Origin of the sequence: Rosistilla ulvae (genome assembly GCF_007741475.1) — a bacterium.
Lineage (GTDB): Bacteria > Planctomycetota > Planctomycetia > Pirellulales > Pirellulaceae > Rosistilla > Rosistilla ulvae.
This window is the reverse complement of record NZ_CP036261.1, coordinates 5,863,718-5,881,704: the sequence shown is the minus strand read 5'-3', so window position 1 is coordinate 5,881,704 and position 17,987 is coordinate 5,863,718. Positions and strand designations below refer to the sequence as shown.

Genomic DNA, 17,987 nt, shown 5'->3' with positions numbered 1-17,987 from the left:
TCGCCTTTAACAAGCCGATGGTTGCGCACAGGTGATTGAGGTTCTGGGAATGGAAACGATGCCGTTCTGTTTTTACACTAAGAGCTTTTCAGGTTTGAGAACGCGACCGGTTGTCGTAATGCCATCGAGGTGCCGATGGATGCGAACGTGTTTATTGCTCATCGGGCTTCCGCTGTTGTGCGGCTGTAGCGAACAAGGCGACAGAAACCAACGAGGCGACCGCTTCGAAGAAGCGAAGTTTCTGAGCGCGATCATGTCCGATTCACTGATCGAAATCGCCAGCGTTGATGTTTCGAGCCGAGACTGCCTGCAGCGGATCGATGACGCAGACACCCAGTATCTAGGACTGCGACTCTTCCCCGGCCAACCCAAGTTGCACGGCGGCATCCGATCGGAAGTCAGCGTCGACTATCCCTTCCGCCCCGGCGACCGCATTCGTTATCGTTGGCGTTTTAAGATCCCCCACGATTTCCAAACCGATGCGCCCGAAAACCGATGGTGGGTCATCGGCCAATGGCACGATCAACCGAACCCTGCAGAAGGCCAAACGTGGGCCAATTTCCCCACGCACAGTCCTCCGGTTTCGCTGACTCTTGGTGAATTGGACGGCCAAATAATGATCGGCCTCAGCTATGGTTGCACCGATGACAGCGGCGAGCAGCAAGTGATCGGCCCCGCCCCCATCACGCGTGGCCAATGGCATACGATCGAATCGCAAATCGATTGGTCGCAAGATTCGACGGGAAGGATTCAGGTGTATCTTGATGGGGTGGTCGAGCCCATTTTTTCCGCCGCGGGGCCGAACATGAACAACGGCTACCAACACTATTTAAAGTTCGGCATGTATCGTCATCCAGAGATTGCCAGCGACAATTGGATCTACGTCGACGATCTAGAAATCCAAAAGCTGAATTGACGAACCGCACTCTCTACAAGCTGTCGTTGACGATCTGCCGTCGGGATGCCGACGAATCCAGCAAACGTTACAAGAATCGTCGGGATGAAGATCCTGATTTTGCGGCGTAGAATCGCGGGACAGTCGATGGCCATTTCATTGGCGAACCGAGGGCTGGATGTTTCAACCGCTGAACGCCGCCGAGAAATCAAGCAACAGGATGTGGGCATCGCTTGTTGGCCTGACGATGGTTTTGTATTGTTTCGACGCGACATTCGGGAAGAACGTTGCGGCCGAAAACAATGAGGTCGGTCGGATGCCACCGAACTTCGCCAACAGCACAAATCACGGACGGCCGAAAAGCCCCCTCCAACTCCTTCTCACCAACCGAACAGCAAAATGCCGAGATGTGCCTTTCTTACGATTGCTAACCAAGACGGCTGGCTGATCGACGACCATTTGGTCCATGAGCCTTTACGACAACTGGGATGGGAGGTTGTCGATTTGGCCTGGGATGCGTTTGATGTCGTGGTGATCCGCAGCACCTGGGATTATCAATACGCGCTGGATCGGTTCCTGGCCGTTCTCGAGCAAATCGATGAATCCAAGGCGACGCTCTGTAATTCACTCGCAACCGTTCGTTGGAATGCGGATAAGTGCTATCTGTTCGACCTGCAACGCCGCGGAATCGAAACCGTTCCGACCCAGCATGTCCTGTCTCCGACACCGGCTGACATCCAGAACTCGCTGGTTCGATTTGGCGCTCCGCAGGTCGTGATCAAGCCGACCGTTGGCGCGGGTTCGGTCGACACCTTCCGCATCACGCCCGCGACTTCGCGGGAGGATCTTGCGAGCCACTGCGAGACGCTTGCCGGCAGGTCTTGTTTTATCCAGCCGTTTATGGATGGGATCACTGCGGAAGGGGAGTTCTCGCTGATCTACATCGATGGGCTATTGAGCCACACGGTTTTGAAGACAGTTCGCGACGGCGACTTCCGGGTTCAGTCCCAGCACGGCGGGGGAGTGGTGCCTATACCAGAACCGGAAGCGGCACTGGTGGCGGCCGCCGATCGAGTGATCGCGGCTCTGGGTGAGGTTCCGCTGTACGCCCGCGTCGATCTCGTTCGAACGCAAACAGAATCGTTTGCGTTGATGGAACTCGAGCTGATCGAGCCGCGACTCTATTTTGAGTTCGCCGAACATTCGCCGCAAATGTTTGCCAACGCAATCGCGCGCCGAAGCACACAAAATTCAGGCGGTTGTTAGGGGGCGCAACCTTCCCGCGACGGTCGTCCTTCGTCGCTTGCGGCAACTCGCGAGCAGCACTGCAGCGCGGCGAGGGAGTTCGTTTCGCGATTAGTCGATGGAACGCAGGCCACACCTGCTTCGATCAGCCCGCCGATTCTTCGATCCGCGTGCCGATGTTTTCGCCGGAGACGGCGCGGACGATGTTGCCATCTTTCTTGAAATTGAAGACCAGGATCGGCAGCGAATGTTCGCGGCACATCGCGATCGCAGTGGCGTCCATCACGCGTAGATTGCGTTCGATGACGTCTTTGAAGCTCAACCGATCATAGAGCAGCGCGTGCGGGTTTTTCTCTGGGTCTTCGCTGTAGACGCCGTCGACGCGAGTCGCTTTCAAGACCACGTCGGCTTCCAGTTCCAGCGCTCGCTGCGCCGCGGCGGTGTCGGTGGTGACAAACGGTCGCCCGATGCCAGCGGCTAGGATGATCACGCGTCCCTTTTCCATGTGACGGATCGCGCGGCGGCGGACGAAGGTTTCGCAAACGCCGTCCATGCGGATCGAAGACATCACGCGAGTTGGGCAACCGATCTGTTCCAGCGCGTCTTGCAGCGACAGCGAATTCATCACCGTGGCCAGCATCCCCATGTAGTGCGCGGTCGATTCGTTGATCAGGCTGCTGCGTCCGGAAAATTGAGCGCCACGCAAGATGTTGCCGCCACCGATCACCACGGCGACTTGGCATCCACTCTGCGTCGCCTGTTTGATCTGCGCCGAGATGTCGCCGACTTCTTCCATGCTGATTCCGCGTTCGCCCGAATGAGCAAGGCTCTCGCCGCTGAGCTTAAGGACGACGCGTTTGTATCGGAGTTCGGAATGGGCAGCTTTGGTGGTCATGGTGTTTCCGGATGGTTTCGCAGCAGGCGTATCTGCGTGGCAGGGGGGATGGTGGAGTCCAAAAAAATCCCGGTCTGACAACGGAGTCAAACCGGGATCTCGATTTCAAATGCTTGGCACGGACCGGCGATTAAGCGTCGCCAAGGATCCAGTGGGTGTAGCCCTTGACGGTCAGGCCGTTTGCTTTTGCGTATTCGCCAACGGTTTGCGATTCTTCTTTGACGAACGATTGTTCCAGCAGAACGCGTTCGGCGTAGTAGTTTCGCATCCGACCTTCGACCATCTTGTCGACGATCGCTTCGGGCTTGCCTTCGGCAATCGCAGCGGCACGCAGAACTTCGCGTTCCTTGCTGACCTCTTCGGCGTCCAATTCTTCGACGCTGAGCGCCGAAGGACGCATCGCGGCGATGTGCATCGCGACATCTTTGGCGATGTCATCGTTGCTGCCTTCAGCGGCAACCAGGACGCCTGCGACGGTACCGGCGTTGTGTTGGTATCCACCGCAAGAGCCATCGATGCGGACCATACGGCCGACGTTGAAGACTTCGCGGATGCGGTTGAACAGTTCGTCCTTTTGGTCGCCCAGAGTCTTGCTGGGGTCCGAGGGCGAAGGTTGGGCGAGCAGTTCTTCGGGAGTGCTGGCACCGGGGCCGGCCGCCAATTGTTGTGCCAGATCGTTGGCCAATTGAACGAAGCCTTCGTTGGTGGTAACCGGTGCGCTTTCGCACAGCAGTTCGACCATCGCTCCGGTCGATTTATCCAAGCCCAGGTACATTCCGAAACGACCAAACGCGGTCTCGCGGTCGGCGCGTTTGTCGAGCATGTCCTTGCCCTTTTTGCGGAGCAGTTCGAATGCTTTTTCTTCGTCGCCACCCGCTTCTTGCAACGCGTTCTTGCAGTCCATCAATGGAAGGCCGGTTCGAACGCGGAATGCCTTAACCGCTGCTGCGGAAACCTGCGTCATGTCTATGATTCTCCCTGTCTGGTTTCGTCGCGGCGCTCGGGACGCCGCCGGTTGAGTTATGTGATCGTTTTGCCGAAATTCGTCAGACGGCTGGCCCGATGGACCAGCCGCCGTCGAATTTTTACGTATTAAGAAAGCCGCTCAGCATGCGATGGTCGCATGCGACGTTTGAGTCCCAATCATGGGGACTAAGTTGTCGATGGAGCTGGTGCCATTGTTTCTACAGCCGGTGCCGGAGCGCTGTCCTTCTCTTCGCTAGCGCTTTCGCCCTTGCCTTCGCGGACGGCGTCGGCCAATTGGCGAACGATCAATTCGATCGAACGGATACCGTCGTCGTTGCCTGGGATTGGCAGATCGACCAAATCGGGATCGCTGTCCGAATCGATCAATGCGATCGTGGTGATACCCAATCGCTTCGCTTCGCGGATCGCGTTGCGTTCCTTGCCTGGATCGATGATTACCAAGCATTCGGGAATGCGGTTCATCGTGCGCAAACCGTTCAGGTTGCGGTACATCTTGCGATGCTCGCGGTTGAGCGATGATTGCATCTTCTTGCTGTACATGTCCATTTGGTCGTTGTCGCGCAGCTTCTCGAGTTCTTCGAGACGAGTCAGGCGGCTACGAATGGTACGGAAGTTGGTCAACGTTCCGCCCAACCAACGCTCCGAAACGAAAGGCATGCCGCAACGCAGCGATTCCTTTTCGATCGCTTCGCCCGCTTGGCGCTTGGTTCCAACAAACAGGATCAAGCTGCCGCCAGCGGCGACTTGCGAAAGGTACTTCTTGGCACGCAACATGCCACGCAATGTTTCGCGGATGTCGAGGATGTGAACCTGGTTTTTACGTCCAAAGATGTACGGAGCCATCTTGGGATTCCACAGGCTGGTACGGTGTCCAAAGTGAACGCCCGCTTCGATCATGTCCTTGACGATTGAATTCGACATCGAGTTCTTCTTCTCCAGAGTGAGCACGGGAGTTCGAGACGCAAGCGATGCCGGCATTTGCCGGATGCAAGTCGTCCAGGGCAACATGCCCTTCGCCTTCCCCAAGCTATTTAAAAAGTGGTTTTGAACACCCTGGCCCACGTTTGTCGCGGTGGCCGGGTGGATGCGCAAAATCTCGTGCCGCTAAGTCTATCGCAGCCTGAAATTTACGTCAATTGCTGATCGTTCGACGAACCCACCCCATCGGCGGCAGATCTGTCATTTACTTGCGATCGCTGCATCTGTTATTGATCGGTTTTTCAAGCTCCCAATCCACCCTAAAGGTGCCGCAGGAGCCCGATTGTTAATTTTTGGAAGCCGCCATGGTTCTTGGGAAAACAGCAGGCCAAGCCGCTTGCCGCGTCTGTAGTTCCGCTGGGCTGGAGCTGATTTCGACCCGCGATCGCCGTCGCCAGGCGTTGGAAACCGTCGTCTGCACCAGTTGCGGGCTCGTTCAGCACGCGCAAATCCCTACCAGCGAAGAGCTTGCGGAATTTTATAGCTCCCAGTACCGAATCGACTACAACGGCGAAGCGACTCCCAGCAACCGCCGCGTCTATCGCGAATGGCGTCGCGGACGCGAGCGTTTCGACGCTCTGAGACCCTTTATCGAACCGGGAGACCAAGTTTTTGAGGTCGGTTCGGGAATCGGTTGCAATTTACGGCAGTTTGAAAATTTTGGCTGTTCGGTCAGCGGAATCGAGCCGGGCGAAGGGTTCTGCCAATATTCTCGGCAGCAACTGGGCGTGAACGTTCGCTGTGCCTTCCTCGAAGATTTGGCGGACGAAGCGCGGCAGGATCAATCGCTGGTCCTGTTAGTGCATGTCCTGGAACATCTGCCCGACCCAATCGACGCGCTACGGCAGATCCGGCAACTGATGCGTCCCGATGGCCATCTGTTTGTGGAAGTCCCCGATTTCGGCCGACCGCACGCCGCCCCGAATCGTCTCTTTCACTACGGACATATCTATAACTTCACCGAGATCTCGCTCCGCAACGTGGCGCACAAAGCGGGCTTTCGGACCCAGCCGGTTTCGCTGAAGAGCAGGCATTTGCCGAATCTGGCGATGGTTTTGACTCCCGAACCCGATGCGGAGAAGGTTCCGGTAGTCAACGGCTATCGGCTGGCTGTCGACGCGTATCGTCGCTATTCGCCGCTGGAGTACCACTTGAGGCCAGCCAAATTGCGGACGGCGATCGGCAAAGCGATCGGTCACTTCGACGAATTTTTGTTTGCATCGAGCCAGGTGGCCCGGCTGCGCGCCGACCGGCCTGCATTGGGTACCGCTAGCCCGGGCAACAACCCGTCGCCGCAATCCGCCATGCCGAGTGCTGTTTGCACCTCGGGCTAGGTGATTCGGAGCGGTATCCGTTCGTCGTTCGCGGATGGCGAATTGTCTAAAAGCCGCATCCGGCGTAAAGTGGCAGCCCCAACGGATTGCGAGACGGGAGCGTCTTGCGGTCTGGCGGGCAGGTCTCTCTCGGGGGCTTGAGTCTCTTTCACCTATGCTGCCGGTCACCTTCCAAGTCTATGCTGCCACCGACGATTCTGATCATTCTGTACTGCGTAATGATCGTGGCTGCATCGTTGTTGGGCGGTCTGTTGCCATCGATTTTGCGGCTGACCCATCTGCGGATGCAGGTCATTATGAGTCTCGTATCGGGGCTGATGCTGGGGGTCGCGATCGTTCACATGTTGCCGCACGCGGCGATGCGAGTCGATTCGTTTTTGCCAGTCGCCTATTCGATGCTCGGCGGTGTCGTGGTGATGTTCTTCCTGTTGCGGGTGTTCCACGTTCACCATCACACCGATCCGGATCACAGTCGTTGCGACCACGATCACGCCGACCAGTCCGTCGTTGAATCGGTCGGCGGCGATCCGCATCTGGTCACGGTTTCGGAAAACGACCACGCGCATGATCATGTTCACGGTCACGGTCATTCACACGACCACGCTCACGGTCACAGTCACAGTCACAGTCACTCGCACGACGATTCGGTCGTCAATTTGAAGCTTCCCAGCCGGTTCAGTTGGCAGGGATTGTTTGTTGGTTTGGCGATCCACACGCTGATCGATGGCGTGGCGTTGGCAGCGAGTGTGCGGAGCGAATCGGGGGGCGGGATGACGTTCCTAGGACTGGGGACGTTTCTGGCGGTGATGTTGCACAAACCGCTCGACGCGATGTCGATCACGTCGCTGATGCGAGCTCGCGGGACATCGATGGAGAACCAGATGTTGGTCAATTGCGGCTTTGCGATGGCCTGCCCGTTGGGGGCGATTTTGGCGTGGAGCAGTCTGGCATCGCTGGGCGGTTCGCCGACGATGGATCTCATCTTAAGCTGCAGTCTCGGATTTTCGGCTGGATTTTTCTTGTGCATCGCACTCGGCGATCTGCTGCCCGAAGTCCAATTCCACTCGCACGATCGCGGCAAGTTGACCGTCGCGCTGCTGTTGGGCCTGTTCATCGCGATCGCGATCGAAGCCCTGCACACGCATCCCTAACCGATTCGGCAAATGCGATCGGCAAGATCCTCGCGGTTGTCGCTGCGATTTTATTTGCCGGTCGACGCGAGCTTTCTCGGCAAACTCAACCTGACAGCAAACCCGGCCGGCAGTTTTAAGTCGGTGTTGTCGATTTCGAACAGACAACGAAACGTTCCACTGGTCGCGTCGACGATCGGTGCGACATAGATCGCGGTGGCCTGCAGCGATCGACCGACCGGCGCATCGGCTCGCATTGCGTATTGGCGGCCGACAACGATCTCGCCAAACAGAGCGATCGGCAGAAACACCTCGATCTCCAACTGTCGGGCGTCGACGATCATCAACGCTGTTTCGTTGGGATCGATCGGTTGGCCTTGCTTCTTGTCGATCCGGACGACTTGCCCGGCGAAGGGGGCCACGAGATGAAACTTCTGCAGTTCGGCCGCCTTCAATTCCAGATTCGCCCCGGCCGCGTTGGCTTCTTCCTGTTGCACTGTCAGGGCGGCCTGAGCCTGCGCGAACTGACTTCGCTTCTCTTCCAGTTCGAATTCGGAACTCGCCTGTTCGAGGAACGCTTGCTGCAAACGATTCAATTGACGGCCGATCAATTCAGCTTCCAATCGCGCCGCTTCGACAGTCCCGTTCTGCGACGCCTGGGCTTGTGCGACTTTCCAGGCGGCTCGCGCCACCGCATCTTGCAGCGACAACAACGGTTCTCCTTTTTCGACCCATTCCCCGTCGCGGACGTGGACTTTGGCGACGACCCCAGGAATTTCGAACCGCATTTCGCTGTCCAGTTTGCCCCGCGCGATGCCGTGCAATTGGCTGCGTGTTTCGAGGATCGACGGATCGTATTGCAACGCATCCCATTTCGCACCACCGGTCGGTTCGACGGCGTCGACCGTCGATTGGCAAACCGCTGGAATCCAGATCGCTGCGAAAAGGAAGGTCAGTAGAAGGGAAGGTTTCATCTTTGAAGTCTCAATAATAGGGAGCGCGCGATCGCGTTCAGCTCATCGACAATTTTTCGACAAACACAATCAATCGCCTGGCCATCCAGAACGCAAACGGTTCATATCGACGACCGAAATTTAGACTGGCTTGACTCTTGTGGCGGACCAATTTCTGGATCGCATCGGGCAGTTCCACTTTCACTTGCACCAACGGTTCGATCGATCTGCCGGAGGCGGGATCGACGGGGATGTCGCCGCCAGCGAGATGGGTTGCGGCGATCTCGTCCATTTCGACCTGGGCCGCGGGGGCGATGTGTTGGATTTTTGCGGTGTACGATCCGAGCCGTGCGCCGGGAAATCGAACGTTAACGCGGTCGCCGATCTCGGGTGAGATCATCCGCATCTGTTCGCCGGTCAGCCAGACGTTGACGATCGTGGTGCCGTCGACGACGGTTGCCAACGGATCGCCGACTTGAATGAATCGCCCTTGATCGCGCGGTGTCAGGCCATCGACGAGCGATCCGGCGGCGGAGGCGCGGACGACCAGATTGGTCATGTTCTGTTGGGCGTGCAGCAGCGAATGTTTTAAGCTGTGGACCTGGTGTCGCATTTGAGCCATCTGCGAAAGGTCGACTTGTCCGGCCGCTTGTAACTCCAATTCGGCGCGGTGCAGCAGCGCCTTGTCGGTTGCAAATTGCAGTTCGAGATTTGGGTTTCGCAAGCGGACCAATGGTTCTCCATCGGCAACGGTTTGCCCGACTTGGGCATCCACTTGTTCGACGAACCCCGGGGATGCGGCGTGGATCACAAACTCCTGCTGGCCTCCCACGACGCCGGTTGCGCGAATGCCTCCGGGCGTCGGCAGAATCATCAGCCCCAACGGCAACACAACCAATGGGATCGCGCTGATCGCATAGGCTCGCGGCCGGACCGACGCGGTTTGATCGCTGTACCACAAATATTTGACGAACTTCTTCAGGCTGCCGCCGATCGAATAGACGAGGAACAGGGCACCCAAGAACATGCCGAGCAAAAACGCATGGGATGCCAAAATCGCAGCGAGTCCCAGGAAGACAAAGCAGCGATAGATCGACGCCGCGATACCGTAGGAAAACAGCACGATTCGGATCGCCGGTTGGGCTGTGCTTTGCGGAACCGTTCGCAAACCAAGCACTTGGCGTTGGAAGGTCGCATTGATTTCGTTGGTCGCCCGTTGGCGGAGGTTGGGAATTCCCAACAGGTCGCTGAGGATGAAGTAACCGTCGTATTTCATCAACGGGTTGGCGTTGAATAAGACGGTGATCGCCGTCGCCATGAAGACCAATTGATACGCGATCGAACCGATCATCGTTGAAGGGCCCCAGAAGGCCCAAACGAAGACGGCGGGGATTGCGACCAGCGATTCAAAATACATCCCACCGAGCATTACGATCAAGCGATGCATGCGACGTGGAAAGGTCCACGCGGCGCTGGCATCGACGTACGCAAGCGGGGCTCCCATCATCAGGATCATCCCCATCTCGGGGACTCGGCCACCGAAGATTTTGCAGGCGTATCCGTGCCCCAGTTCGTGCCAGACCTTCAGCAGTGCCAGCACGATTCCAAGCGTGACGACGTTGGATGTGGTTAGAGTTGCGTTGAGCGGTTGGAAAAAGTCGTCGCGGCGAAGCACGATGATCGTCGCGGCAATCGCCAGCCCAAACAGCCAGACCGGGACGAACCAGGCGGAGAATAGCCAACGGAACACCGGGGCGGTGCGATCGAGGAATGCGTCGGGGCGAGCCAAAGGAATCCGCAGCGACATCAGCTGCATCGGCAGCGATTTTATCTTGGCTTTTTGAGTCTGTTTATAGCGTTCGTACAACTGAGGGCCATTGTTAGCCGGCAGCGACAGAACGCCCAGCGTCTGCAAACGAAGGACGAAGCGGTAGAAGCTCTCCTGTTCGGCCGCGGTTAGATCGCCGCATGCGACCATCGCGTCAAAGCACTGCTGCAATGTCAGCGCATCGTCCAATTTGGCGACGATCGAATAGTCTTGCAGGCTCAGTCGATGGTTCTGGAAGCTGACCGGATCGTGCAACATGTACGATGGTTCGCCCTGGAACAGATGTCGGCTGACCGTGACATCGCTGCGCAGCATCGCGCGGGCTTCGGCTAGACGCTCGGCGAGGGTCGGTTGTGGAGGTTGGTTGGTCATCGCTACAGCCAAAATTTCATGTGCAAGTAATCGACCAGCCCGTGCATGGTGACCCACCAAACCGCTTTGCGCTGGGCGGCGATCCGGCCGACACCCTTCATTCCCGATTTCATCCAATCGGTTTGCGATTCCAGTTCCGCTTCGGCGATGAAGACGTTTTTACCTTCGACCACTTGAGCCGCTCCGCCGACCCAATCGATCTTGAAGGGGATCGATTGATCGGGGTGCGAGTAGGCGCGGAACACGCCCGATTGGTCTTGAGCCACGTAGGGAGCGACGTGGTCGGGAACCATGATCTCGACGACCCAGCGTTCTCCGGGGGCAAATGTCACCAACGGCTCGCCTTGCGGCAGCACTTGGCCGATCCGTTTCTTCAGGTCCGCCGCGACCACGATCCCATCGGTTGGGGCCCGCAAGGTCGATTGTTCAATCTGGTTTTCAATGCTGTCCAATTGGCTGTGCAGGACGCGGACCTCGGCTTTTGCGAGCGCCGCTTCGCTGACCTTGCGGTCGGCGATCGCTTGCCCAACGACGACTTCGGTGCTGGCGATTTGAGCCAGCAATTGATTGCGCTGCAGTTGCAATTCGCGGCTGTCCAGCACGACCAACACTTGGTCTTTAACAACATGGTCTCCCGAGCTGACCAGTACGCTTTCGATTCGCGAATCCAACGGCGCAGCCATATGCAGCACGCTGGCTGGCGAGAGGACGCTTTCGCACATCGGCCGGTAGGTTAGGCTGCCAAACAGGAACCACGCGAAGAAGAGCCCCGCGGTGATCAACGCCGCTTTACGGGCGTGGGATTGAGGATTCAGCCACGGCATGACCGCGCCGCGCCCCTCTTCGCGGACGTGTTCGGAAATCGATCGGCTCGATTTCTCGATCAACTGCAGCGATGGACCAAACGGTTCCAGCAGTTTAGTGATCGATTCGAGCTCTTCGGTCGAGAACGGTTTGTCGGCGGCTCGCGCCAACGTGACGACGGCCAGGATCTCGGTCTCGAGCATGATCGGCACGCTGAGGATGGCCGTGTTGGTCCGTTCGCTCCAACCCCTATGGATCGGCATCGATCGCTGTTCGTATTCGTTTTGTCGGCTGGCGAAGACCGGCGACTTCTGGTCGTAACACTCTTCCATCACCTGCCGCATATCGGCGACGCCGGGGCTGTTCGGTTTAATCGTCGAGAGTCCCGAGATCGCTCGCACCTCGACACGCTTGTTGCGGATCAGCCCAAGTCCCGCTTTGCCACAGACAAACCGGTCGGCCAAGGTGTTGACTAACGTGATCGCAAATTCGTGTCGGTCGCCCATCTTGGCAACTCGCGACAAGACGCGAGCCCAGTCGGCGTTGCTTTGTGTCTTTTGTTCGGTTGGTTGTGAGTCGATGCAGCCAGCCGCGGCGAGCGTCAACGAATTCAGTTCGGCCACCAACGCGTTGATGTCAGATTGATTGCGAGGGACCAACGCGACGGCGAGACCGCCGGTCGTCTCTCGCTGCATCGAATCGCGGATCGGAACGCCGATCGTGACATACTTCTTTGTGGCGTCGAGCGAATTGATCCGAAAGACGGGCGCCTCTTCGCAAATCGCATCGGTCAGCGTTTCGGAAACCGCGATCGATCCAACTTCGATCAACAGGGTGCCCGAAAGGCGTTGGCTTTGATGCGCGTCGTTGTACCGTGCGGCGCGATCGCGGACGTCGATCTTGGCGACCAATGGTTGGTAGTGGTCGACGATCGTCGTGAACAACTGGCGATAGACGGCCGATCCGGTCGTCCCTTTGACGCTCAGGTTGCTGACCAGCCGCGCCAGATGTCCCAACACAAACGTGTCGGTCGTTGGGGTGTTGGTCGCGGTGGAGTGATCGATATTGGCGGGGGCTGACATGCGGCGAATCCTTGATGTGAAAAACCGGCGTAGCGACTAAAACGCTGGTTGCGACGGATTGCTGCGATCCTGTCGTGGATTGCTGAAAAATGTAAACCCTTGTTCAAAGCTTCCCTCGCGGATCATCCGGCAGCGGACGCAGCGGGCGAAGAAGCTGCCCAACTGGATCGATTGGTCGGTGGTCGAGAGCCAGAAGACATCGCCGACCATCAGCGGTTTTTCGGTCAGGATCCCACATCCGGTATCCGATAGATCGCGAAGCTTTCCAGCCAGTTTCCAGGCGTTGCGGTCGCGGGAATTGGCCGGTTGGATTTGAACCGGCATGTCGAGCATGCGACGTTCGGCGACGCGTTGGGATTCGTTGCTGGTGGTGCGGCAAAGCTCTTCGAGCGCGCGGAGATCGTTGTCTGCGCCAAGCAGTTGTTCGCCTGCAACTAGATGTTCGCCGAGCATGAGGGTCCCTTCGTCGGAAATTCGCGGAGTCTACGGGTTGAGAAAATCTAGGTCAGTCCGGGGCGCAGGCTGGCAAAGTCGGGGCGGTTCGGCGACCGGTTGTCGGGGGCGAGGACGGATATTCCGAATTATCCGCGCGACACGCTCGGGATCGCCGCGACGCCGCTGGAAAACGGCGATGCCGCGCACGATGGGGCCAGCGGGGCGGCGGACCGCTGTTTCAATCAGCTATAGTGAATGTTGCTGGGGAGATTATGGTCGCGAGCCCGCACACTATCGGTCCCCGGAAATCAAGCATCACGAAGGAAGAAGCAATGCATGCATTTGAGGCGACGCAAACCTATTTCAACCGCGCGACTCGTCATTTGGATATGAGCGACAGCATGCGGGAGAGCTTGCAGATGTCGAAACGGGAACTGCAGGTGCAAGTTTCCTTCCACAAGGACGATGGCAGCGTGATGAATTGCATCGGCTATCGCGTGCAGCACAACAACAGTCGTGGTCCGATGAAAGGTGGCCTCCGATTTCACCACGAAGTCAATCTCGACGAGGTCCGCGCGTTGGCTAGTCTGATGACCTGGAAGACCGCCGTCGTCGACCTTCCCTACGGCGGAGCCAAAGGGGGAATCGGCATCAATCCGAAGACGCTCAGCGTATCGGAGATGGAACGGATGACGCGGGCGTTCGTCGATCAGATCCACGATGTGATCGGCCCCGACACCGATATTCCCGCTCCCGACATGGGAACCGATCACCGCACGATGGCTTGGATCCGCAACCAATGGGAAAAGTATCACGGCTTTAATCCCGCCGTGATCACCGGCAAGCCGGTCGAAGAGTACGGAGCCAAGGGGCGCGAGGAAGCGACAGGTCGCGGGGTGGGGTTGCTGACCTTCAAGCTGATCAAGCGGAAAGGGCGTCGCCCAGCGGAATCACCTGTCGCGATCCAGGGCTTTGGAAACGTTGGTACTCATGCAGCCAAATTCCTGCACGAAGCGGAGTTTCCGATCGTTGCCGTCAGCGATGTCAGCGGTACGTATTACAATCCGCGCGGGCTGGACGTGCCGCATCTGCTGCGGCATGCGCTGTTGCACAAGGGATCGTTGGAAGGGTTCAAGGAATGCGAACGGCTGCCCGGCGAGGCGCTGTTGGAAACCGAATGCGAAGTGCTGATTCCGGCGGCCCTTGGGGGGGTGATCACCGGCGAAAATGTCGACCAGGTGAAAGCCAAGATCATCGTCGAAGCTGCCAATGGCCCAATCTGGCCCGACGCCGACGAACAACTGAACGATCGCGATGTGATCGTTCTGCCCGACATCCTGGCCAATGCCGGGGGCGTGACGGTCAGTTATTTCGAATGGGTGCAGAACCGCCAGCACTACCGTTGGAGCCTGGACCGAGTACGGCAAGAACTCGACCGCACGCTCAGCGAAGCCTTTGAGAACGTTTGGCACACCTCGCAGGAGAAAAACATCTCGCTGCGGGAGGCGGCGTTTGGCGTCGGCATTCAACGAGTCAAGCGAGCCACCGAACTCTCGGGTTCGTTCTGACCGCGCCAGTCGCGAAGCAGGCGATCGCAGACGGATGCGTGCCCCCCCCGCCGGGGGCATCGATCGATTGCGCAAACGTTTCCGGTGGTATTCGCTCCGCTCCGGCTACCGTCTGTTTATACCTAAGGGATCGTTATCTTGGGGAGGGTGCCTCGGCAATTGCCTTGAGGAGCCAGATCGGTCTGTGGGGCGAGCGATGGAAAGCGATTCCATCTGCCTCAGCTGGCTGAGAAGAAAGCAAACATTGCCCGACTAGGACTCGAACCTAGAATGACGGTACCAAAAACCGTAGTGTTGCCATTACACCATCGGGCAGTTGTTGCTGTGCAAAGTCTACCCGAAAAGATCGGTTTGGGGTAACAGGGGTTCGCAGGATTTTTGCCAATTTTCTTGAGGCAATTTTTCCCCGCAGGCGATTCAATCGTTACCAGCGGATCTGCATCTGGGTGACGATCTGATTGGCTAGATCGTCGATCGTCTCTTGGAACGCCGTGGCACCGGTTTGGCCCGCTTCGGGAACCATCCGGCTGCTCTGCCGAAAATAGAATGCCAGTTGCCCCGCCGGGAGGATCCGGTTTTCCATCAACACGCTCCCCTGCCGGTTGACCCAGCTGGCTTGCACGGCGACGGCGTTGTCGAGAGCTCGCGGTTCGTCGGTATTGGTTTCGGTCAAAACTTGTTTGCTGTCGGCGATTACGCGGCAGGTGAGCACGCTGTCGGCGCTCGGATCGCCGGTGACCTTAAATGGCGTTCGCTGTTCGATCGCCTTCTGGACCGCTTCGGTCAGCCGGACGCCCAGGTCGTCGCGGAACGAATCGTTGCGAATTACCGGGACGTAGACCGTGCGGACGTCGTTGCGGTACAGCGACTGATTTCCCAACTGATAGCCCGCGCAGCCGCCAGCGGTTACCAGTACGCAGACGCAGCCAAGCCACAGGGCGCGGGAGTTATCAAACAAAGCGTTTATCAATCTCACGGGAATGATTACCTAAGCATGTTGCTTGGACTGCCGACCATGATCGGTTTCGCCGGCTCGCTGTCGGGGAACATTTTGTGCAACCAAGCCAGACGTTGCGGCGGCGTGTCGGGTTTCCCTTCGATTGCCGCCAAACGTTCGCGAGCCGTTTCGGCATAGCTGGTCTTGGGATGATCTTCGATCAGCTGGCGATAATAAAACTTGGCCGCACCGTGTTCGGAACGCAGTTCGCGGAATTGAGCTCGCGAGTAGAGTCGTTCGGCTAGCAGGTGATCGATCTCGGCGGCCGCTTTGGCGACCAGTTCGCGGTTTTCCGGCTTTTGCAATTCGCTGGCAAAGTGCCGCTGCATCCGTTTGACAAGGTCGTCCGCTTCGTTGAGAACGGTGCCGCTGTATTTTGGTCCTTGGTAGATCTTCAGTTTGCACTTCAGGCCAAACAGGTGCGCGTTGAATTGATGGTCGCTGTCGGGGAACGATTCCCGCAGATCGGAAAAGAAGCCGTCGGCGGTGGTCCACTTTTGGCGTTCGAAGTACTCCAAACCGGCAGCCATGGTGGCATCATCGGCCAGTTTTCCGGTCGGGGCGTCGTAGCGAATCTGATCCAACAGTTTGATCCCCGATCCGTCGATGTCCAACGCAGGCAGGCGGTGGTCGGTCAGGTTCACGGGCAGGATCTGAGGGCTTTGTTTGTCGACGGCCAGCCAATATTTGGCGATCTCAAACCGGCGAGCAACGACGCGATCGATGTGACGGCTGCGCGGATGACTCTCCAACAGTTCGCCATACATCTTGTCGGCTTCGGGGAAATCGTCGGCAAAGAAGTAGCTTTCGCCGGCCATCATCAACGCATCCTCTTGCAGCGCCGAATCCTTCCATTCCTTGGAGGCCTTGATGAACGAAGCGGCAGCTTTGCGGAACTGCTTCATCCGCGGTTTGCCCTCGGCCGCGGCGGCTTGTTCGAACAACGCTTCCGCCTCGCGATACAGTTCGCGCGCCTTGGTGCGATCCGCGGGTCCCTTGCCGGTCACGTAATCGGTCAACGCGACAGCGGGGTTGCGTTTATCTTCGATCTCCGCGATCTGGTCGGCTTCGGTGGGCGGGGCAATCTCTTGTGCCACCAAGCCATCGCTCCACGGAGTATTTTGAAACGATTGGCAGCCGGGGACGGCAATCAATCCGATCGCGAGCAGCGTGTAGATATTAATTCGCATGATCGACTTCCATGTCGCTGAGCTGAAAAAAGTGTTCTTTGGCAAATCGGTCGCTGACAACATTTGATTTGCAACGGCGCTCTCTAATCCCGGCCGCCGATGCCGTCGATCAATCGAGGCATCTTTAATTCATGTCCGACGTGATGCGACATATATCGACGCAGCACACCGCGTAGTTCGCCGTTTCGTTGGTTTTTCTGAGTTTGGTTTGGATGTTCATGTCCGCTCGGTTCGTCGATTCGCTGTCGCATCGCATCGCGCGCCTGCTTTGAAAGCATCACGACCTGTCGCGATCGGGGGCGGCAAGCATCACATAACACACCGCCGCTGATCATTCCAAAGGCAACTCGCGCAGCGTCGGCGACTGTCTTGCCACAGGTGGCGCAGCCGTCCATCGACGGGGCGTGTCCAAGTGTTTTTAAAGCTTGCAATTCAAAGGTCGCCACGAGGTCCGATAGTTCGCCGGGGATCAGGTCGGCGCTATCTATTTTTTTTAACGTCCACAACGACAGGTCGAACAGATCGGGATGGGGTTCATCCGATTCGGTCAATTCCCGCAGAAGTTCGAGGATGTAGTAGCCAACGTACAGTTGAGGCAAGGATTTATTGGCCGCGCGAAACCGGCGTTCTAGCTTGGCTTCGGTCAACAGATCCAAGGCATCCGAGGACTTCTTGATGAACACTACGCGACAATGGCAACCCAGGTCAATCGCGCCTTCGAAAGCACTCTTGGGGCGGTAGGCTCCTTTGGCGAGAGCTGAAATCTTTCCGAAATCCCGTGTCAGCATCGTTAACACGACGCTCGATTCGCTGAACGGGACGATGCGGAGAATGATCGCCTCCGATTTTTCGCTGGACATCGTTTCTCAAATCCATCCGCTGCGCGAACCGAAGTCTCCCCCAGCGTCGCTGTCTGCCCGAAAGCTATTCGCCCAGGTCGCCGATCATCGCCAAGAAATCAGCCATCTCGGCCGCCGCGTGGGCATCGTCTTGAGCCCGAGCCTGTTCGATGCCGTCGCGCAACATCGATCGCGCTTCGTCGGTCCGGTCGAGATCGACCAACTGTTGAGCGGCCATAAAGAAGGCGGGGACATAGGGAGGCGTATCGCCAGTCATTTCGACCAATTGGCGAATGCTTGCTTCGTTATCCCCTTCGCTGCGCAGCTCCATCGCCAGGCTGTAACGCAAGAAAGTGTCTTGCGGTTCATCCTTCAACATCGCCTCGATCTGTTCGCGTCGACTCATCGTTCCATTACCAAAAAAAGGGGGGAGGTGCGGATTGCAAGCATTCCAA

At 57.7% G+C, this 17,987-nt stretch carries 16 protein-coding genes and 1 tRNA gene; 5 read left to right on the top strand and 12 right to left on the bottom strand.

The features are described from left to right. The first annotated feature begins 253 nt into the window (after positions 1–253). Together EC9_RS20800 and EC9_RS20795 are read left to right on the top strand one after the other, a co-directional pair. Positions 254–916 carry a polysaccharide lyase gene (locus EC9_RS20800; RefSeq protein WP_218934314.1) on the top strand — a complete coding sequence of 221 codons (663 nt, stop codon included), beginning with the start codon at positions 254–256 and terminating at the stop codon, positions 914–916. Positions 917–1,294: 378 nt separating this feature from the next. Continuing rightward, positions 1,295–2,161, top strand: coding sequence for an ATP-grasp domain-containing protein (locus EC9_RS20795; RefSeq protein ID WP_145348029.1), 867 nt, complete (start codon positions 1,295–1,297; stop codon positions 2,159–2,161). 124 nt (positions 2,162–2,285) lie between these two features. Here the strand turns inward: EC9_RS20795 and pyrH are convergent, their stop codons facing one another. The 3 genes from pyrH to rpsB form a co-directional block, all read right to left on the bottom strand. Next, positions 2,286–3,035 carry a UMP kinase gene (gene pyrH, locus EC9_RS20790; protein WP_145348028.1) on the bottom strand — a complete coding sequence of 250 codons (750 nt, stop codon included), beginning with the start codon at positions 3,033–3,035 and terminating at the stop codon, positions 2,286–2,288. A gap of 130 nt (positions 3,036–3,165) precedes the next feature. Further along, on the bottom strand, positions 3,166–3,999 hold the full coding sequence (tsf, locus tag EC9_RS20785; RefSeq protein ID WP_145348027.1) for a translation elongation factor Ts: 834 nt from the start codon (positions 3,997–3,999) through the stop codon (positions 3,166–3,168). Between the two features lie 188 nt (positions 4,000–4,187). Then, positions 4,188–4,943: a 30S ribosomal protein S2 gene (gene rpsB / locus EC9_RS20780; RefSeq protein WP_145348026.1), complete on the bottom strand. Its 756-nt coding sequence runs from the start codon at positions 4,941–4,943 to the stop codon at positions 4,188–4,190. A gap of 362 nt (positions 4,944–5,305) precedes the next feature. Between rpsB and EC9_RS20775 the strand changes: the two genes are divergently transcribed. Both EC9_RS20775 and EC9_RS20770 read left to right on the top strand, forming a co-directional pair. After that, positions 5,306–6,334: a class I SAM-dependent methyltransferase gene (locus EC9_RS20775; RefSeq protein WP_145348025.1), complete on the top strand. Its 1,029-nt coding sequence runs from the start codon at positions 5,306–5,308 to the stop codon at positions 6,332–6,334. 179 nt (positions 6,335–6,513) lie between these two features. After that, the gene (locus EC9_RS20770) at positions 6,514–7,485 is read left to right on the top strand and encodes a ZIP family metal transporter (protein WP_145348024.1); all 972 of its coding nucleotides are present in this window, start codon (positions 6,514–6,516) and stop codon (positions 7,483–7,485) included. Between the two features lie 50 nt (positions 7,486–7,535). Here the strand turns inward: EC9_RS20770 and EC9_RS20765 are convergent, their stop codons facing one another. The 4 genes from EC9_RS20765 to EC9_RS20750 are packed head-to-tail and all read right to left on the bottom strand — an operon-like array spanning position 7,536 to position 12,956. Next, entirely contained in the window at positions 7,536–8,438 is a 903-nt protein-coding gene (locus EC9_RS20765; RefSeq protein WP_145348023.1) for an efflux RND transporter periplasmic adaptor subunit, read from the bottom strand. A 37-nt stretch (positions 8,439–8,475) separates the two neighbouring features. After that, complete coding sequence (locus EC9_RS20760; RefSeq protein WP_145348022.1) at positions 8,476–10,617, bottom strand: HlyD family efflux transporter periplasmic adaptor subunit; 2,142 nt, start codon at positions 10,615–10,617, stop codon at positions 8,476–8,478. Between the two features lie 2 nt (positions 10,618–10,619). Then, positions 10,620–12,503, bottom strand: a complete 1,884-nt coding sequence (locus EC9_RS20755; RefSeq protein ID WP_145348021.1) for an HlyD family efflux transporter periplasmic adaptor subunit — start codon at positions 12,501–12,503, stop codon at positions 10,620–10,622. Positions 12,504–12,539: 36 nt separating this feature from the next. Then, positions 12,540–12,956 (bottom strand): PilZ domain-containing protein, encoded by a 417-nt coding sequence (locus tag EC9_RS20750; RefSeq protein WP_145348020.1) that lies wholly within the window; start codon positions 12,954–12,956, stop codon positions 12,540–12,542. A gap of 314 nt (positions 12,957–13,270) precedes the next feature. Between EC9_RS20750 and EC9_RS20745 the strand changes: the two genes are divergently transcribed. Further along, the gene (locus tag EC9_RS20745) at positions 13,271–14,506 is read left to right on the top strand and encodes a Glu/Leu/Phe/Val family dehydrogenase (protein ID WP_145348019.1); all 1,236 of its coding nucleotides are present in this window, start codon (positions 13,271–13,273) and stop codon (positions 14,504–14,506) included. A gap of 244 nt (positions 14,507–14,750) precedes the next feature. Here the strand turns inward: EC9_RS20745 and EC9_RS20740 are convergent. The 5 genes from EC9_RS20740 to EC9_RS20720 form a co-directional block, all read right to left on the bottom strand. After that, positions 14,751–14,821 (bottom strand) — tRNA-Gln (locus tag EC9_RS20740). 109 nt (positions 14,822–14,930) lie between these two features. Next, the gene (lptE, locus tag EC9_RS20735; RefSeq protein WP_145348018.1) at positions 14,931–15,482 is read right to left on the bottom strand and encodes an LPS assembly lipoprotein LptE; all 552 of its coding nucleotides are present in this window, start codon (positions 15,480–15,482) and stop codon (positions 14,931–14,933) included. Positions 15,483–15,490: 8 nt separating this feature from the next. Further along, positions 15,491–16,693 (bottom strand): tetratricopeptide repeat protein, encoded by a 1,203-nt coding sequence (locus tag EC9_RS20730; RefSeq protein ID WP_218934313.1) that lies wholly within the window; start codon positions 16,691–16,693, stop codon positions 15,491–15,493. 83 nt (positions 16,694–16,776) lie between these two features. Further along, on the bottom strand, positions 16,777–17,553 hold the full coding sequence (gene recO, locus EC9_RS20725; RefSeq protein WP_145348016.1) for a DNA repair protein RecO: 777 nt from the start codon (positions 17,551–17,553) through the stop codon (positions 16,777–16,779). A 64-nt stretch (positions 17,554–17,617) separates the two neighbouring features. After that, positions 17,618–17,938 (bottom strand): tetratricopeptide repeat protein, encoded by a 321-nt coding sequence (locus tag EC9_RS20720; protein WP_145122930.1) that lies wholly within the window; start codon positions 17,936–17,938, stop codon positions 17,618–17,620. Positions 17,939–17,987 lie beyond the last annotated feature (49 nt).

Bases quoted from the DNA above. Each gene is read 5' to 3' on its own strand.
- EC9_RS20800 (WP_218934314.1), top strand. From the start codon at position 254: ATGTCCGATTCACTGATCGAAATCGCCAGCGTTGATGTTTCGAGCCGA.
- EC9_RS20795 (WP_145348029.1), top strand. From the start codon at position 1,295: ATGCCGAGATGTGCCTTTCTTACGATTGCTAACCAAGACGGCTGGCTG.
- pyrH (WP_145348028.1), bottom strand. From the start codon at position 3,035: ATGACCACCAAAGCTGCCCATTCCGAACTCCGATACAAACGCGTCGTC.
- tsf (WP_145348027.1), bottom strand. From the start codon at position 3,999: ATGACGCAGGTTTCCGCAGCAGCGGTTAAGGCATTCCGCGTTCGAACC.
- rpsB (WP_145348026.1), bottom strand. From the start codon at position 4,943: ATGTCGAATTCAATCGTCAAGGACATGATCGAAGCGGGCGTTCACTTT.
- EC9_RS20775 (WP_145348025.1), top strand. From the start codon at position 5,306: ATGGTTCTTGGGAAAACAGCAGGCCAAGCCGCTTGCCGCGTCTGTAGT.
- EC9_RS20770 (WP_145348024.1), top strand. From the start codon at position 6,514: ATGCTGCCACCGACGATTCTGATCATTCTGTACTGCGTAATGATCGTG.
- EC9_RS20765 (WP_145348023.1), bottom strand. From the start codon at position 8,438: ATGAAACCTTCCCTTCTACTGACCTTCCTTTTCGCAGCGATCTGGATT.
- EC9_RS20760 (WP_145348022.1), bottom strand. From the start codon at position 10,617: ATGACCAACCAACCTCCACAACCGACCCTCGCCGAGCGTCTAGCCGAA.
- EC9_RS20755 (WP_145348021.1), bottom strand. From the start codon at position 12,503: ATGTCAGCCCCCGCCAATATCGATCACTCCACCGCGACCAACACCCCA.
- EC9_RS20750 (WP_145348020.1), bottom strand. From the start codon at position 12,956: ATGCTCGGCGAACATCTAGTTGCAGGCGAACAACTGCTTGGCGCAGAC.
- EC9_RS20745 (WP_145348019.1), top strand. From the start codon at position 13,271: ATGCATGCATTTGAGGCGACGCAAACCTATTTCAACCGCGCGACTCGT.
- EC9_RS20730 (WP_218934313.1), bottom strand. From the start codon at position 16,693: ATGCGAATTAATATCTACACGCTGCTCGCGATCGGATTGATTGCCGTC.
- recO (WP_145348016.1), bottom strand. From the start codon at position 17,553: ATGTCCAGCGAAAAATCGGAGGCGATCATTCTCCGCATCGTCCCGTTC.
- EC9_RS20720 (WP_145122930.1), bottom strand. From the start codon at position 17,938: ATGAGTCGACGCGAACAGATCGAGGCGATGTTGAAGGATGAACCGCAA.